The following is a 17,035-nucleotide window of genomic DNA, read 5'->3' as shown; positions in this document are numbered from 1 at the left end:
AAGATCGACGGAATTCGTTTAACGAAAGCCTCCTTCGCGAGAATGACAAAGCTGCCAATCCTGAATTGCCAATTGCTCTACAAACCACGACAAACCTTTGCCCGGATCATCTTTACGCCATGCCAAGTACGCCATCTGATTCGGCCTTGGCAACTCACACTGACGCAACACCAAACGCCCAGAACTCAGCTCATCAGCAATGCGATGTTTCGGCAAATACCCTACGCCTAAACCCAAACATTGCGCTTGAATTTTACTGCGCATGGTATCGACCCTAAGCACTTGCCGACTCTCAAAAATCCCACTGCTACGCGCTGGCAAAATTTTTGAACTATCAGCAACAACAATAGAAGGATATTGACGCAATTGCGCGGCGGTAATCATCCCGTCGGTCAACGCCAACGGATGCGTCGGTGATACGGCGAACACAAATTCTATTTCACCAATGGCGCGAATATGGACATTTCCCTTAGGAAGCTCACCCGTCGCGCCGATGACCAAATCAGCCCTATCGTCTTGCAATGCATCCCAACCTCCGCCGACGGCTTCTTCAGATAAGCTCAACTCCACCGGTCGATTCTGCGATAAGAAATCCCCAACCACCGACATCAAAGGCGACTCTAACAGCACTGTATCACGGGCGATTCTCAGCTTTGGCTCCCAGCCTGACTCAAACTGCTTGATCGAATCTTCTAATCGCATGGCTGCTTCTAAAATTGCTCGACCTTGCTCCAGCACCAAATGCCCTGCTGGTGTTAACACGGCTTTTTGTCGTGATCTATCAAACAAAGCCACACCCAAATCATCTTCCAGCTTCTTCACCGTATAGGTCAATGCAGACGGCACTTTGAACAAAGCATCCGCTGCGGCCGCAAAACTGCCCAACTGATGAATCGCCTCCAACACCCGTAATGCTTCCAATGTGACCGCGTATGCCATAGCTCAACCTTTATTCAAATTTTTTGAAATACTAGCTCAAAACCTTCCGATTTTCTTTCTTTTTACCAACGCCTACACTCACTTCATACACCGCAAGCCACTCTGTCTTCCGGTAACTAATAGGAGAAATACCATGATCACTATTCGCAACGCACAAGACCGTGGACACGCAAACTTTGGTTGGTTAGACAGCAATCATACATTTTCTTTTGGCAGCTACTATGATCCTCAACAAATGGGCTTTTCAAACCTTCGCGTCATCAACGATGACACAGTAACGCCAGGCGCTGGTTTTGAAACTCATGGCCACAAAGACATGGAAATTATCAGCCTAGTACTAGCAGGTAAAATCGCTCATAAAGACAGCGCAGGCAACATAAAAGAATTGCCAGCAGGTGAATACCAACTAATGTCGGCAGGCAAAGGGGTTTACCATAGTGAATTCAATGCCTCTAAAAAAGACATGCTGAAATTCCTACAAATTTGGATTCAACCCAACCAACTAGGTGGAGAACCCGGCTACCAACAGAAAGCCTTTAGCCAAGCGCAAGGCTTTACCACCGTCATCACACCAGATGGCGCAAATGGCACCTTGCAAGTTAAGCAAGACATGCAACTGATCCAACTGATCCTTGAAGATCAACAAAAAGCCACATGGCAAGCAGACAACAATCGCCACTACTATGTGCACCTGATCGAAGGCGAACTGTCCCTAGGCGACGGCATCACCATACAACCTGGCGACGGCGCGAAAATTGAAAACGTGTCAGAAATTAACTTCGAAAGACTAAGCGAGCAACGCATCAAAGCACTGCTTTTTGACTTGGTTTGATTGAACTTGGGTGATTGAATTGTATAAACATTTAAACCCGTATATTTCCACGGGTTTAAACTTCAATAAAAAGTTGAATCACGCGGCATTCTTAATGTCGCGAGATTCACTATTCTTTTTTAAACTTGCTTCCAATAGGCAACTAAATCCAAATGATCCTTATTAAGGGCATCTATATTCATCAGCTTGCGTCTCAACTGAACAATCGCATGCGCTTCCGTTGCAGCCCATACCCAAGTTTTTTCGCATGCCCAACCACTCGGCAAATTATCTAAAGCATCAAGCAATAAACGGCCATATAGATGGTTTTCTTGTTCATTGTTGCGGTGAAGCCAATGTAAGTTAGCGCCAATATGCGCTGGTAAAGAAATCTCGCTACTCGCTGAATGTACTTCTATCCAAGCCTCAATATTGGCAGACTCTGGCAAAATTTCTAACCAACGAGCTAAAGCAGGAAGACTTGTTTCATCAACAAAAAACACATATTTCAAAGCATCAAGAGGCGGCAACCTAACAGACCTTGGTCCGAATATCCCCAATAAATCACCCACTTTTGCCTGTTTCGCCCAAGGCCCACCAACTCCGACGTCATGTAAAACAAAATCAATATCGACTGTTAGCAAATCTGCATCAAAAGAACGAATAGTATAATCACGAAATGCTGAAAAGCGTCCTTCAGCCGCACCTTGCCAGTCCGCATTTCCATCATCCAATACTTCCGGCATACGAAGTACATCATCAGCCGCATTTGGAAAAAAAAGCTTAACATGGGCTTCTGGTGCTAACGGATGAAAACCAAAACCTTGAAAATCCTCTCCTTGCAAAGTCACTCGTCGTAATGTCGATGACAAATCTTTTAACTTAATAACCCTTGCAACACGCTGCTTTAAGGGTACCTGAATACGCTCATGCTTTAATATTGACACTATGCATCCTCTGTCCATTCTAGGAGCTAAAACTCGCTTATAAAGTACGAAAAGTACCTATACCTAAAATGCTAATCAAAAGAAAAGCATCAGAAGGTACAAATCAAACAAATACGAATGATAACCTTTATCAATAAATAAAGAAAATCAGAGCTTAAGTTCCGCAGAGTTCTCATGTCGCACAATTTTTTATATCCATGAAGCCTTCAGGCTTTTCAGCGAAGCACCAAACAAAACCAAACAGTTTTTAGAGGACTGCCAAACACATCTTCTCTTAGTGTATTTTTGATACAAATATACACCAAGACAAAACAATCATGGCTCGTCAAAGCATCAGCCTCAGCCATCTAATGACATAAACCTAAGCCGCCTGTTCGGCGGTGAACACGCAGCTTAAGGGTTAAATGCGGTTAAGCCCTTCTCCACCTACTTATTTGCTCAACGCTCTGCCCTAATCATCCAGTTCCTTGGGGTTAGGCTTTTCTCACAGAATTTTCCTATCTCGACTTGATAGCCGTTTTCTTCTAGGTACATGGCGCGGTCGAGGACGAGCCAGTATTCCAGTGCAGGGCGAAAAAGTTGGCTGATGGCTTCGAGTTTTTGAATTTGTTGATAGCGAGCTTCTCCGACGCTTTCGAAGTTTTCAAAAGAGATTTTAGAGGTTAAGTCCGTTAGTCCTTTTTGCTCAGCGGCCCAATGGCAAAAGGCATCGAAGCTTTGGTTGAGTAAGGCTTTTTGAATAGAGGGAACGGGGAGGTAGTCGTCTTGCTGGCGGGCGTGGCGTTGCCATGCGTCGAAGCCGAGGCGGTAAGTGAGTTCCAGTTGTTTGAGGCGTTGCTCACGTGCACCAGCGGTGGCGACTTCTTTGACGGCAAGTTTAAGGTCGGCTTGGCGCAGAGTCAGTGCCGATTGTTGGGCAGTTTGTGATAATGGCTGATAGTAGCTTGCTTGCGTCAGGTGATAACAGCAAGGGGAAATACAAAGCATTGCAGTGTTCGCGTCAACAGCCTGTTCGATCAGTTCACGATGTAAATCTCCACAGGCATGGAGCGCGACGGCACTGTGAGCGTTTGCTAACGCGGGTCGCCCTTCGCCTTTTAGCACATCGGCATGAGTGAAGGTCTGCGGAAGTTTTAGTCGCTTGGCTTCTTGTTCGCCCGCTTCGCACAACGTCTTTTGCCATTCGAGGCTGTGGATTGGTTTGTTATCTTGAAAGGCTAATAATTTGCCCAAGTGGCCTTTTCCCGCGCACCATTCCACATAGCTATTGGCTTTTGGTGTGTGTGCTACAAAGGCTTGGATTTGAGACCATTTACGGCCCTTTATTCCTGCTGAGACATAATTTGGCACATTATTAGTAAGTGTTCGCTGCGGTGATTTATCAAGTAAATCAGACTTTGAAAAATTAAGCGCGGCTTGTAGGTCTGGGCAGAGTCGAAACACTTCGGCGTAGAAACTCTCGTTTTCCTTTTCTAAACTATCTTGCTCTAAAAGAGCCGATAACTCTGGATAGGTATTTTTCCAAGGGTTATCAAGCCGAGCAAAGGTATCAAATTGCCAGAGTTGAGTATGCGTTTTTAGCCAAGTATCAAGTGATTGAAAACGCTGTTGGAAAGAGGTCATAAACTGGCTCGTCGGGGAGGAAAAACTAGGTGTCTTTTTTTCTTTACAGTATTGAGGAAATTTCCCTCTCGCTTGCATTGTATTTTGTCATAAAAACGGCAAAATGAAGAGGCTATTCACGCAACGATTATATTCACAGCGATTTTCCTGTGACATAAAATAAGGACCCCGTAACTATCATGTTCAAGCATCTTAAAGCCGTTTCAGGCGACCCTCTTTTAGCTCTTATTATGGCTCACAAACAAGATCCAAATCCGAAAAAAATCGATTTGGGTGTAGGTGTTTATAAAGACGATAATGGCCATACACCGATTTTAAATACGGTAAAAAAAGCCGAATCTATTTTGCTTGAACAAGAAGACTCTAAAAGCTATCTAGGTATTTACGGTGCTACCGAGTTTGAAGCCATTATCAAAGATTTGATTTTAGGCGAAGGCAATGAACTGATCACTTCTGGTCGTATTCGCTCTACACAAACACCTGGCGGTACAGGCGCATTAAAAGTTGCAGCGGATTTTATCAGCGCAAACTTAAAAGGTGCTCGCCTTTGGGTAAGTGATCCAACTTGGGGTAACCACAAGTCTATTTTTGACTCTGCTGGCGTAGAAGTAAAAGACTACCCATATTACGATCCAGCGACAAATGGCCTACGTTTTGATGACATGATGGCGAAGCTAGAAGCCGAAGTAAAAGAAGGTGATGTGTTGTTGCTTCATGCTTGCTGCCACAACCCAACAGGTATCGACTTGCAATTCGATCACTGGAAAGTCCTAACCGATTTCGTTAACAAACGCGGTTTGTTGCCATTGGTCGATGCGGCATACCAAGGTTTTGGCGACGGTTTAGATGAAGATTTAGCTGGCTTGCGTTATATGGCTGCCAATGTTCAAGATATGCTGATCGCAAACTCTTTCTCGAAAAACTTCGGCATTTACCGTGAACGTTGTGGTGGTTTGAGCGTTATTGCTGCGTCTGCTGATGAAGCCAATGCTGCATTCTCTATTATTGGTCAAGCTATTCGTGCGAACTACTCTATGCCTCCTGCTCACGGTGCGGCAGTAGTTTATACCATCATGAGCAACCCAGAACTAAAAGCTGAGTGGATTTTAGAAGTTGCTGCTATGCGAGATCGTATTAACGGTTTGCGTGAAAAGCTAGTAGTTAAATTGGCTGCGTCTGGCGTGAGCAAAGACTTTAGCTTCATCAAGGATCAGCGCGGCATGTTCTCTTACTCTGGTTTAACGCTAGAGCAAGTTCGTACATTACGCAGCGAATACGCGATTTACATTGCCGACACTGGCCGTATGAGCATTGCCGGTGTAAGTGATAATAACATAGATTATTTGTGCGAAAGCATTGCAAAAGTTGTTGGTTAATTTAAAAAGATCTCTCTTTTTAAACATCATTGCTTTTAAAACACAGCTCTAAAACAAAAAACCGTGATCTAACCAGATCACGGTTTTTTATTGCTGCTTTTAGATAAAACGCACCTAATAAAGCAATTTGCCTAAGTGATGAAAAACTTAATGCAGAACGCGAGTTTCTTTGTTTTTTGTACCGGTTTGCATTTCAGGGTGATAATGCTGTACCAAGCGCAATATCGAAGGCTCTAAGGTTTCTCTCCAGAAAGTAACCTCTGCCGTCACCATAGTTTCAAGCTTGTCCCAACCCGCTTCAGTGCCAAATAAACGCACTGGCGCTAGGACTTCATCGAAAAACTCTCGATCACCACCGATCCCTAAACCGATCAGTTTGGCGCCACGAATAAAGCCAACACACCATTCTTCAACTAATAAAGTGTATTCACCATCAACTTCTTGCTCTAGATACACTGGATAAAAATCCCCAAACAACAAGCTATTCATAGTTTCCATATACATGATAAGCACAAGGCTCAGAAATTCATCCTCTTGTTCGGTTGACTCCCAAACAGGCTGATCTTCGTCCGCGCCCCAAATAGCGTTTAGCCAAACATCTGGTTCTAACTCTTGTACAGAGCAACCCAACGCCGTTAAAAAGCCATCTAACTCCGATACACACATCAGTGAGCGATCTGTCCCGAATGTCAATAAATAGTGATCTATTTTTTCGTAAAGGACTTCTTCGCTGATGACATCATCGTCTTTTTCTTCAGACATTCATTCGTTTCCATTTAGTTGAGCTATGCATATATTTTAGCTTGCTTGGGCAAAAGCGATAGCCGTTGTTCTATCAATCAACGATCGCCAAGTTACCGTAGGTTTCTAGCCAGTTTTTACGATCCCCTGCACGTTTTTTCGACAACAGTTTGTCTAGAAGCTCATCAGTATCCGGCTTATCTTCCATGGTTAGCTGGATTAAGCGGCGCGTGTCTGGCGCCATGGTGGTTTCGCGTAGTTGTGATGGATTCATCTCACCCAAGCCTTTGAACCGTTGTACGTTTGGCGTACCACGTTTGTTTTCAGCAGCAATCTTGTGCAAGGTGATGTCTTTTTCTTCGTCATCTAGAGCGTAGTAAACTTCTTTACCGATGTCGATTCGATACAAAGGCGGCATAGCAACAAATACATGACCGCCGTTGACCAAGGCCGGAAAGTGACGCACAAACAAGGCGCAAATCAGCGTTGCGATATGCAACCCATCCGAGTCGGCATCGGCCAGAATACAGATTTTTCCGTAACGTAGACCACTTAGATCGTCTTCACCAGGATCGACACCAATCGCTACGGACATATCATGAATTTCTTGGGAGGCAAGAACTTGGTTAGAATCGACTTCCCAAGTATTTAAGATTTTACCGCGTAGTGGCAAAATAGCTTGGAAGTCTTTCTCGCGAGCTTGTTTAGCAGAACCACCCGCAGAATCCCCTTCCACGAGGAAAAGTTCGCTTCGAGAGGAATCTTGTCCAGAACAATCTGCCAATTTACCGGGTAATGCTGGGCCTTGGGTAACTCGTTTACGCACAACTTTTTTACTGTCTTTTAGACGTTTTTGCGCGCTATTAATCACGATGTCGGCGATTTTTTTACCGTCTTCAACATGTGAGTTCAACCAAAGGCTAAATGAGTCTTTTACCGTCGCGGAAATAAACGCAACGATTTGACGAGACGATAAGCGCTCTTTGGTTTGACCTGAAAATTGTGGTTCTTGAATTTTGGCCGACAATACGTAGCTGCAACGATCCCAAACGTCTTCCGCAGTTAACTTAATGCCTCGCGGTAACAGGCTATGGAAATCACAAAACTCACGCATGGCTTCTAACAAACCAGTTCGTAAACCGTTAACGTGAGTACCGCCCTGCGCTGTTGGGATCAAGTTGACATAACTTTCTGTTACCAACTCACCACCTTCAGGCAACCACTGTACTGCCCAATCTACCCCTTGCGTTTTTTCTGTCAAACCGCCAATGAAAGGCTCATCTGGAAGCAATACAAAACCGTCATTGGCCTGCGCCAAGTAATCTTTTAAGCCATCCTGATAAAACCATTCTTCACGAGCTTCTTCGCTGCCACTTTGATCAATAAAAACAACATGAAGACCTGAACAAAGTACCGCTTTGGCTTTCAGTAAATGTTTTAGACGAGAAAGGGAAAACTTAGGGCTATCGAAATATTTGGTGTCGGCAGTGAATTTTACTTTAGTACCGGTGTTTTTCTTACCGACGGTGCCGACTTCTTTTAGTTCTGAGGTTTTAAAACCATTTTCAAAACCAATGTGGTACTGGATGCCATTACGTCTTACCCAGACTTCTAAGGAAGTAGATAAGGCGTTAACAACCGATACACCGACACCGTGCAAACCACCAGAGAACTGGTAATTATCACCAGAAAATTTACCACCAGCGTGAAGCTTAGTCAGGATCAACTCAACACCCGATATTCCCTCTTCTGGGTGAATATCGACTGGCATGCCTCGACCGTTATCTTCTACGCTCAATGAACCGTCTTTGTATAAGATGACTTCAATGCGATCTGCATGACCGGCCAAGGCTTCATCGACGGAGTTATCGATAACTTCTTGTCCTAGATGGTTAGGCCGTGAGGTGTCCGTATACATTCCTGGGCGTTTTTGTACAGGTTCTAAGCCACTAAGAACTTCTATCGATCCGGCGTTATATTCTTTTGCAGACATGCGTGTTTTTACTTCCAAGTTGATCGTGCGTCATAGCGTCAAAATACTACAGCGCGTACGAGTGTAAATTAGATTGGCTAGAGTCTATCACTGGTTTTACTTAGTGTGAAATAGTCCAACAAAAGCAGTAGTTTACTCGGTTAATATTTCAGCAAAACGAAGGATTTCTGCGGAAAACCGTTCAAATTCAGTAAAACTATGGTCGCCTTTTTCTTCATGAGTAAGTCGTGCTGTTTTGGGAAAGGCTTTAAGTGCTTCTTTATAGTCCAGCACTTCATCACCTTCTTGAATCATCAGCCAATACAAATCCGCTGTCGGTTCTGTAACTACCAATTGCTCAAGCTCTACCATATGCACTTGAGTTAATTCGTATTCTTCATTGGTATAAGGGTTAAGCTGTAGCCCCAGAAAATCTTGCAACAATACAGGAGCTTGCACCGCAGGATTCACCAAAATAGCCTTCAAACGATATTTTTCGGCAAGATACGCGGCATAAAATCCACCAAGAGAACTACCGATTAACGTAATGCCCTGATGCTGATTGGCTTCAATTATCGCTTCCAACTGTTTAATAGCTTGCGCTGGTTGCCAAGACAAACGTGGAGAAATAACAGCATCTCTCAAGCCCATTTTTTTCGCAGCATCCCCTAACACAGTAGCCTTATGGGAACGTTCCGAGCTGTTAAAACCATGAATATACAGTAGAGCAGTCAAAGGGATCTCGTCTTTTTACTTAGGTTAAGTTACGAAGGTTAAAGTCAGGATCAGGCAAACTGAAAAGACAAGGTGTTATTCAATCTATGACCATGCTTCAAACACAGCTCTAATAAATCAGCCAGTTGTTGGTTTAAACGAAATTTCTCGTCTCGATGCAGCATCGCATCATTTGGATATGGGTATGTACCACTGTATTGTCTATGACCATCAGTAATCTCAGCAATACCAACATCATGATACAAGCGCACCGTCATAGATAGTGTTGTCTTGAATAGTAGTTTCTTAGGGATTTCAGGGCCAAACTCTAATGCAATTTCAGAGGTGAAACGACTTTCTTTGCCAAGCGTCAAACATAAACGACTCTCTTGGTCGCCTGCACTATGAACAGAAAAGTTCCAAGAATCCATCTCTTCTTGACCGCGCATGAGTTTCCCTAAACGACGGTAATTCAACTCGCCGAGCAGCTGTAAACTCACCAAATCTGGTACATATTGTTTCGATGTTTTCTGTGTCTTCATAGTATCTGTCACTCTTGTGACGTATTTCCTTTTGAAAAATCTTGCTCTGAACCAATCATAGCATCCTGTTTTAAGGCGTCTAGCTGATGACTCATGCGTGTGTCTTTATCGTGCCAGTATAGATTAAACCAAGTAAAAAAGTGCTCTCTATCGCTGCTTGCTGCTTGGTATTCTGGCGTTAACATCGTATTTGGTATGGCGACTTCTCTCACCATGACCTTAACTTTTCCAATTCGCCCACACAGTAAATCCCAACCGGTTATGGTCTTTTGTTCATACAAAACATTGATATCAGTAATGCTTTTTATGGCTTCTGGCATAGTTTGCAATATGAAACTGACGCCTCCCGCCTTAGGTTTTAATAAGCAATGATAAGGCGATGCCTGTTGTTTGTGCTTAGCTTCAGTAAAACGTGTGCCTTCCACAAAACTCATTATAGAGTTTGGACGTTTCAAAAGACGTACACAAGACCGTTTGGTCGTCGCTAAATCTTTACCGGCTAAATTGGGGTTCTTTTGAATTTGCTTTTTAGTATAGCGCTTCATAAAAGGAAACCCCATGATGTAAGCCGCCGATCCAACAAACGGCAACCAAATCAGAGTTTGTTTCATAAATACTCTTGGTAAAGGGCGACGGCCTTTGAGCTGAGCAAAAATTACGAACACATCGACCCAAGATCGATGATTCGCAATGATCAAATGCCAATGCTCAAAATCTACTTTCATCGTTTCATCAAGTTCCCATCTTATTCCTAAGATGTTTTGAAACCACCACTCACAAGAAGCCACCCAGCCATCATATAAACAATTAAAACAGCGCTCAGCAAAGTTTTCGTAGCGGGTATTTTTTAGTAATAATAACGGCGCAACAAGATGAACCAACAAGGCCCAGAAAAATACATTGCTACACATAAAAGCAAAAGAAATAAGGCCAATAACTGGCTGCAATAGCGTCTTCTTATTTATAAAAACAGATGCCTCTGACTTCATCAACTTAAGCGCACCAACGTTTTAGCAGATCGTTTTTATTTAACGCAAACCACTGCAATCCCATAATAGTACTGGCGTTTTCCACATCATTCTTAAGCAAGGCAATAGCGTCTTCAGAAGATACAAGATGCAATTTGATGTCTTCATTTTCTTCGTCTAATCCATGAACTTTCGTGGTATCAACAAGACTCGAATCGAATTCTCCCGCATACATACGTAAGTACTCCACCAACCCACCCGGCGACGGCACAAACTTGAACATGTATTCAAGGCGTTTTACCGTCACTCCCGCTTCTTCGAAAGATTCACGTCGTGCCACATCTTCATCGCTTTCGCCTTCTTCTACCATACCCGCGACTAACTCAAGCAGCCAAGGCGATTCGCTTCTCAATACGGTAGGACGAAATTGCTCAATCAGCAAAACTTTATCCGCCACTGGATCGAATAATAATACGCACACAGCATCGTTACGCACCATCATTTCTCGAGTCATGGGCTGACTCCATTCCCCGTTAAACTTTTTATGTTTCAAGGTCAATTTGCGCATTTCAAAGAAGCCTTTGTAAAGACATTCGTCGGCTAATACCTCAACATCTTTTTTGCTGTACGTCGGTTTAAACTTCATATTATCTCGTCCTAAGCAGGCCACTATTTTGAGTGTGGTCTGATATGATTAATTCGCAACTCTGGCAATAACTGTTACAAAAGCCACTATGACAAAAGTCGCAATTACAAATTTGGAGTGTCGTAAATGGAAAATATACGTTGCGCTTGGTGTTTAGGATCTCCTGAATACATTCATTATCATGATAATGAATGGGGAACCCCTATTTATGACGACCAAGCGTTATTTGAGTGCATTGTACTAGAAAGCGCTCAAGCAGGTCTAAGCTGGATTACTATTTTACGCAAACGAGAAGATTACCGAGCGCTTTTTCATGGTTTTGACCCAGTTAAAGTCGCTAACATGACCGAAGCTGACGTAGAACGGTTATTACTGGATGAACGTATCGTTCGCCATCGCGCCAAAATTGAAGCAACCATTAATAATGCCAAAGCTTTTTTAAAAATTGTCGACGAATTTGGCTCATTTAGCCAATATTACTGGGCATTTAGCGACAACAAAATTATTGATAATCAGATAAACATCCACACCGATGCGCCAGCGGTGACAGAATTGTCGACTCATTTTGCCAAAGACTTAAAGAAAAGAGGCTTTAAATTTCTTGGCGCAACGACCTGTTATGCTTTTATGCAGGCCACAGGCATGGTTAATGATCATATTGCAGACTGTATATCACGAAAGAAAAAATAAATTGATTATGCAGTTATAATCAATAGCAGTTCCTTGATTTCATTAATGTTTAGCCTAAAGTAGTCGATATAGTAAAAAGACTCTTTGTACAATGGCCATGCTCATTGGGCTTTCAAATTCCATTATTTAGTTTGGTAAAAAACATGTTTAACAACAAAAGCATTCTTATTACTGGCGGCACCGGCTCTTTCGGTCGTCAGTATGTGAAAACACTATTGGCCAACTACCAACCTAAACGACTGGTTATTTATTCTCGTGATGAGTTGAAGCAGTATGAAATGCAGCAAGATTTTGATGCTTCTTGCATGCGCTATTTTATCGGTGATGTTCGAGACAAAGATCGTTTAACTCAAGCCATGCGAGATGTAGATTTTGTCATTCACGCTGCGGCACTAAAACAAGTTCCAGCGGCAGAATACAACCCGATGGAATGTATCAAAACCAACATTCATGGTGCTGAAAATGTAATTGCTGCAGCGATTGCTAATGATGTTGAAAAAGTCATCGCTTTATCAACAGACAAAGCCGCTGCGCCAATCAACCTTTATGGCGCGACCAAGCTCGCTTCTGACAAGTTGTTTGTCGCCGCCAACAATATGGTAGGACAAGGTCGCACGCGTTTCTCTGTGGTCCGTTACGGCAATGTAGTTGGATCTCGCGGCTCTGTTGTGCCTTTTTTCCAAAAGCTGGTTGCTGATGGCGCAGAATCCATCCCAATTACCCACCCAGACATGACACGCTTTTGGATCACCCTACCAATGGGTGTGGATTTTGTATTGAAGAACTTCCAACGCATGCACGGTGGTGAGATTTTTATTCCTAAAATCCCTTCTGTGAGGATCTTAGATCTAGCCGCGGCCTATGCGCCAAACATTCCAACTAAAGATGTTGGTATTCGCCCCGGTGAAAAGCTCCATGAAGTAATGTGCCCTGGGGATGATTCTTTCCATACTTATGAATTTAAAGATCATTATGTCATTTCGCCAAGCATTAAGTTTTATCAAGACGACATGGATTTTGCTCACAACCGTTTAGGCGAAACGGGCGAGTTGGTTGAACCAGGATATGAATATCAATCTGGCAGCAACCCACACTTTTTAAGTATTGAAGAGATTTTGACCTTCGATGACGCACATTGATTTTATTCCCTACGGCCGACAATCCATTAGCGAAGACGACATTGCGGCCGTCGTAAAATCGCTCCGTTCTGACTTTTTGACTCAAGGCCCTTGCGTCAGTGAGTTTGAACAAGCCATTTGCACAAAGGTCGGCGCTCGTTATGGTGTGGCAGCAAACAGCGCTACATCCGCTTTGCACCTAGCCTGCTTAGCGTTAGGAGTTGGAGCAAACGACACGGTTTGGACATCACCTAATACCTTTATCGCTTCTGCTAATTGCGCACGTTATTGCGGCGCCAGCGTAAATTTTGTCGATATTGATCCTCGTACCTACAACATGTGTGCGAATAAATTGGCTGAAAAATTAGCCATAGCAAAAGAACAAGACAAATTACCAAAAGTCGTGATTCCGGTACATTTCGCAGGTCAATCTTGCGATATGGCAGCTATTCACGCCTTATCAAAAGAATATGGTTTTCGAATTATAGAAGACGCTTCCCATGCGATTGGTGCGAAATACCAAGACAATTACGTGGGCAATGGGACATTCAGTGATATATGTATTTTCAGCTTTCATCCAGTGAAAATCATCACGTCTGCTGAAGGTGGCATGGCAATCACCAACAACGAACAGCTTGCTAAGCACATGCGTACGCATGCTCAGCAAGGTACGACCAAATCACCTGATGAATTAACGCAAATACCAGGCGATTGGTACTATGAACAACACACGCTGGGCTTTAATTACCGCATGACGGAATTACAAGCTGCTCTTGGCTTGTCACAATTATCGCGCTTAGATGACTTTATCGAACGCCGTCATCAGCAATTTTCTTACTATGAGGCGTTGTTAAAAAGCTACCCTGTTACCTTGCCTTATCAAGCGGATGATAATTACTCGGCACTGCATTTGTATCCGATTTTATTGCCAGAACACAACAAGGCGGCCAGAAAAGGGGTTTTTGATATTTTACGTCAAGCAGGCATTGGAACTCAGGTGCATTACATTCCTGTGCACACCCAACCTTATTATCAAGAACTTGGGTTTAAAAAAGGCGACTTCCCTATCGCGGAAGATTACTACGACCGCACACTGAGCCTGCCGCTTTTTGCCGACTTAACTTATGCTCAACAAGAGCGTGTAGCTCTGATTTTAAAACACGCTTTAATTGCTAATCGAGTGATGAGAGCCTAAACCATGAAAGACAACTCCCTCTCACAATATAACAAAGCAGATCAAGAGACATATCGAGTTGCAGTGATTCCAGCCCGAGGTGGGTCACAGCGTATTCCAAGAAAAAACATTCGCTTGTTAGATGGTAAGCCCTTGATCGGTTACTCCATCGAAACAGCGATGACTTCAGGGTTATTCAATCGCGTAATTGTTTCTACCGACGACGCAGAAATTGCAGAAGTCGCACGCAAATTTGGCGCAGAAACTCCGTTCTTTCGCCCTGCCGATTTGGCTGATCACATGACAGGTACAACGCCGGTAATGCAGCATGCGCTGCGCTGTTTGATTGATGAAGGCAAAACACCAGACCAAGCTTGTTTGATTTATGCGACTTGCCCAATGCTGGCGCCAGAAGATTTACAGCAAGGTTTGGCACAACTAGACCAAAGCACAGCATTTTGCTTTTCAGCCACAACCTTTGCATTCCCGATTCAAAGAGCACTTCACATCAAAGAAAACGGCGAATTAGCCCCCATGTTTCCTGAACACATTGGCAAACGCTCACAAGATTTAGTCGAAGCTATTCATGATGCGGGGCAGTTCTATTGGGCGAGCACTCAAGACTGGTTTGATGAAGAAATATTTGGCCCTAAATCCAAGCCTTTATTATTACCAAGACATAGAATTCAGGATTTAGACACAGAAGAAGATTGGTTGCGCTTAACGCAAATCATGAAGCTGCAAAATATGAGTTAATGGTTTTTGCTACGCGGTTTGCACCGTCACCATCGACTAAACCACGAGCCGTTTTACGAGCATTTTCTTGCCACTCAATATCTAACCAGCAACGATTAATCACTTCAACCAACTGTTCAATACGTTGCTGCCGCACTTCTTCCGGCACATTATCAAAACGAATAGAACGACACCAATCTAATGGTACATGTTGCTCCAAAGAGCGAGTTTGATTGTCAGCCACTTGAGCAAAGACGGTCGGCACGCCCATGCAAGCCAACTCAAGCAAGGTGCCACCAGCGGCAGAAATTGCCATCTTGGCTTGCTTCATCAAAGGAGTGACATCCGCTAAACCTTGTTCAACAGCGATGCTATTGTGACGACAAAAACCGATCACTTGGTCGGCATTTTTGGCGTTAGCACCCAATAGAACCTGAATGTCTTTCGTAGGAAAACTTGACGTCAACAAGGCATTTAAAATAGGCAAGGTCAAAGCAAGCGGATCGGTTCCACCAAGTGTAATTAGCAATTGCTGTGGTGGAATTTGACTTAATTGGAGCTTTTGGAAAGCAGGTCTTAATAACGCGTATCGGCTTCCAGTTAATGGGAATTCAATTTGCTTGGAATAACCTTGCTGCAAAGGATTCAGAAGCCATTTGGCAGGAAAATCACCTCTGTCGTTCATATCGTCCAATACCAGAAGGTTGGCCTGATGTTGATAAAGCTGAGTAATATCATCAGAGCTGTAGCCATAATGATCCAAGATCACTAAATCAGCTTGTTCTGCTAGAGATAGAAACTCAGTCTTACACTCTTTTTCAGTACACTCTTTTTCAGATTGGCCACCGATAAAACAATCTTCAGGGGAAGCAAAGGCTTGATAGCGGCGATCCACAACAAACTGACATTGCCAACCTAATTGGGTAAAAGCATAAATCAAGGCTTGGCAGCGAACTCTGTGCCCCATACCGATCTCGACAGAAGCATCAGCTCGCACCAAGAGTTTCACGCCATCATATCCCAAGCAAGCGGCTGACCTTTTTGCGCATCTTCCATTAATGTTTTACCTAACACTTCTGGCCAATATTTCGGCGCGAGGCCGAACGATGGACGAATGATTTTCAGGTGCTCTTCGGTCAATATGGTGCCAGCGGGTAAATCTACTGCCACATAAATAGAGCGGCGGTATTTCTTCGCAGCTTGCTCGGCATCTGAGCCACCATAAGTCACTGTACCAAGCGCCGCTTTTGCCGCACGACAAGCGACAACTAGCGCTTTCATCTCTTCGGGTTCCATAGAGAATTCAGCATCAACCCCGCCAGCACTACGATCTAAAACAAAGTGCTTTTCGATGACAGTCGCACCTAGCGCCGTTGCAGCTACAGCCGCCCCCAAGCCTTGGGTATGGTCAGATAATCCAACTGGGCAACCGGTTTTTGCTGCTAAATCGGCCATAGTGACTAGGTTGGAATCTTCTATTTTGGAAGGGTAAGTGCTGGTGCATTTGAGCAGTGTTAACGGATTATCACCAATGGCTCTAATAGTTGCTACGGCTTCGGCTATTTCTTCTTCACTTGCCATACCAGTGGACATGATAATCGGCTTGCCGGTTCTCGCTACCGCTTGAATTAACGGAATGTCGGTCATCTCAAAAGAAGCGATTTTATACAAGGGCACATCGATGGATTCTAAAAATGCCACTGCGCTTAAATCGAAAGGCGAACTAAATGCCACTAAGCCTAAAGACTCAGCCAATTCGAACAACGGCTTATGCCACTCCCAAGGCGTTGAGGCTTTTTTGTATAGATCATACAAGTTGGAGCCACGCCACAAGCTATCACTTTCAGACACCATAAACTCGCCATGACGCACGTCTAATGTCATGGTATCTGGTGTATAGGTTTGCAGTTTTATAGCATCCACGCCTGCGTCTGCCGCAGCATGAATCATGGCTTTGGCGAGTTCAAAATCTTGGTCATGATTGCCCGATAACTCAGCAATAATAAAAGGCATTTTTTCAAACATAGGTTCGAACATAA

At 43.8% G+C, this 17,035-nt stretch carries 17 protein-coding genes; 6 read left to right on the top strand and 11 right to left on the bottom strand.

The features are described 5' to 3' along the window. Positions 1-18: 18 nt before the first annotated feature. Positions 19-939, bottom strand: a complete 921-nt coding sequence (locus tag CCS02_RS19275; RefSeq protein WP_100637467.1) for a LysR substrate-binding domain-containing protein — start codon at positions 937-939, stop codon at positions 19-21. A 133-nt stretch (positions 940-1,072) separates the two neighbouring features. Here CCS02_RS19275 and CCS02_RS19270 point away from each other — a divergent pair, with 133 nt between their 5' ends. Next, the gene (locus CCS02_RS19270; RefSeq protein ID WP_100637466.1) at positions 1,073-1,771 is read left to right on the top strand and encodes a pirin family protein; all 699 of its coding nucleotides are present in this window, start codon (positions 1,073-1,075) and stop codon (positions 1,769-1,771) included. Positions 1,772-1,890: 119 nt separating this feature from the next. On the opposite strand, the gene CCS02_RS19265 is transcribed toward CCS02_RS19270, so the two are convergent. Both CCS02_RS19265 and CCS02_RS19260 read right to left on the bottom strand, forming a co-directional pair. Then, positions 1,891-2,697 (bottom strand): siderophore-interacting protein, encoded by an 807-nt coding sequence (locus CCS02_RS19265; RefSeq protein ID WP_198515423.1) that lies wholly within the window; start codon positions 2,695-2,697, stop codon positions 1,891-1,893. Between the two features lie 438 nt (positions 2,698-3,135). Next, the gene (locus CCS02_RS19260) at positions 3,136-4,320 is read right to left on the bottom strand and encodes a methyltransferase (protein WP_232728922.1); all 1,185 of its coding nucleotides are present in this window, start codon (positions 4,318-4,320) and stop codon (positions 3,136-3,138) included. A gap of 179 nt (positions 4,321-4,499) precedes the next feature. On the opposite strand from CCS02_RS19260, the gene CCS02_RS19255 reads away from it, so the two are divergent. After that, positions 4,500-5,696, top strand: a complete 1,197-nt coding sequence (locus CCS02_RS19255) for an amino acid aminotransferase (protein ID WP_100187835.1) — start codon at positions 4,500-4,502, stop codon at positions 5,694-5,696. Positions 5,697-5,843: 147 nt separating this feature from the next. Here the strand turns inward: CCS02_RS19255 and CCS02_RS19250 are convergent, their stop codons facing one another. From CCS02_RS19250 to CCS02_RS19225, 6 genes are all read right to left on the bottom strand, one after another. Beyond that, positions 5,844-6,458 (bottom strand): UPF0149 family protein, encoded by a 615-nt coding sequence (locus tag CCS02_RS19250; RefSeq protein ID WP_072841121.1) that lies wholly within the window; start codon positions 6,456-6,458, stop codon positions 5,844-5,846. Positions 6,459-6,531: 73 nt separating this feature from the next. Further along, a complete protein-coding gene (gene parE / locus CCS02_RS19245; RefSeq protein ID WP_072841122.1) occupies positions 6,532-8,430 on the bottom strand; it encodes a DNA topoisomerase IV subunit B in 1,899 nt (632 codons plus the stop codon). A 132-nt stretch (positions 8,431-8,562) separates the two neighbouring features. After that, positions 8,563-9,144, bottom strand: coding sequence for a YqiA/YcfP family alpha/beta fold hydrolase (locus CCS02_RS19240; RefSeq protein WP_100187834.1), 582 nt, complete (start codon positions 9,142-9,144; stop codon positions 8,563-8,565). Between the two features lie 50 nt (positions 9,145-9,194). Next, entirely contained in the window at positions 9,195-9,665 is a 471-nt protein-coding gene (locus CCS02_RS19235; RefSeq protein ID WP_232617158.1) for a DUF1249 domain-containing protein, read from the bottom strand. Positions 9,666-9,673: 8 nt separating this feature from the next. Then, entirely contained in the window at positions 9,674-10,654 is a 981-nt protein-coding gene (locus tag CCS02_RS19230; RefSeq protein WP_100637463.1) for an acetyltransferase, read from the bottom strand. 4 nt (positions 10,655-10,658) lie between these two features. Then, complete coding sequence (locus CCS02_RS19225) at positions 10,659-11,279, bottom strand: NUDIX domain-containing protein (protein ID WP_100187832.1); 621 nt, start codon at positions 11,277-11,279, stop codon at positions 10,659-10,661. 126 nt (positions 11,280-11,405) lie between these two features. On the opposite strand from CCS02_RS19225, the gene CCS02_RS19220 reads away from it, so the two are divergent. From CCS02_RS19220 to pseF, 4 genes are all read left to right on the top strand, one after another. Further along, positions 11,406-11,969, top strand: coding sequence for a DNA-3-methyladenine glycosylase I (locus tag CCS02_RS19220; protein WP_100637462.1), 564 nt, complete (start codon positions 11,406-11,408; stop codon positions 11,967-11,969). Positions 11,970-12,112: 143 nt separating this feature from the next. Continuing rightward, positions 12,113-13,108: a UDP-N-acetylglucosamine 4,6-dehydratase (inverting) gene (gene pseB / locus CCS02_RS19215; protein ID WP_072841148.1), complete on the top strand. Its 996-nt coding sequence runs from the start codon at positions 12,113-12,115 to the stop codon at positions 13,106-13,108. Next, positions 13,095-14,282, top strand: coding sequence for a UDP-4-amino-4,6-dideoxy-N-acetyl-beta-L-altrosamine transaminase (pseC, locus tag CCS02_RS19210; RefSeq protein WP_100637461.1), 1,188 nt, complete (start codon positions 13,095-13,097; stop codon positions 14,280-14,282). The genes pseB and pseC overlap by 14 nt, the downstream gene beginning before the upstream one ends. 3 nt (positions 14,283-14,285) lie before the next feature. Then, positions 14,286-15,017, top strand: a complete 732-nt coding sequence (gene pseF / locus CCS02_RS19205; protein ID WP_100637460.1) for a pseudaminic acid cytidylyltransferase — start codon at positions 14,286-14,288, stop codon at positions 15,015-15,017. Here the strand turns inward: pseF and pseG are convergent. Both pseG and pseI read right to left on the bottom strand, forming a co-directional pair. Further along, positions 14,992-16,005: a UDP-2,4-diacetamido-2,4,6-trideoxy-beta-L-altropyranose hydrolase gene (pseG, locus tag CCS02_RS19200; RefSeq protein WP_100637459.1), complete on the bottom strand. Its 1,014-nt coding sequence runs from the start codon at positions 16,003-16,005 to the stop codon at positions 14,992-14,994. The genes pseF and pseG overlap by 26 nt on opposite strands. Then, complete coding sequence (pseI, locus tag CCS02_RS19195) at positions 16,002-17,033, bottom strand: pseudaminic acid synthase (RefSeq protein ID WP_100187828.1); 1,032 nt, start codon at positions 17,031-17,033, stop codon at positions 16,002-16,004. Before pseI ends, pseG begins: the two co-directional genes overlap by 4 nt. Positions 17,034-17,035: the final 2 nt, after the last annotated feature.

This window comes from Marinomonas sp. ef1 (genome assembly GCF_002806845.1).
Taxonomy (GTDB): Bacteria; Pseudomonadota; Gammaproteobacteria; order Pseudomonadales; family Marinomonadaceae; genus Marinomonas; species Marinomonas polaris.
This window is presented reverse-complemented; position numbering and strand designations above follow the sequence as displayed.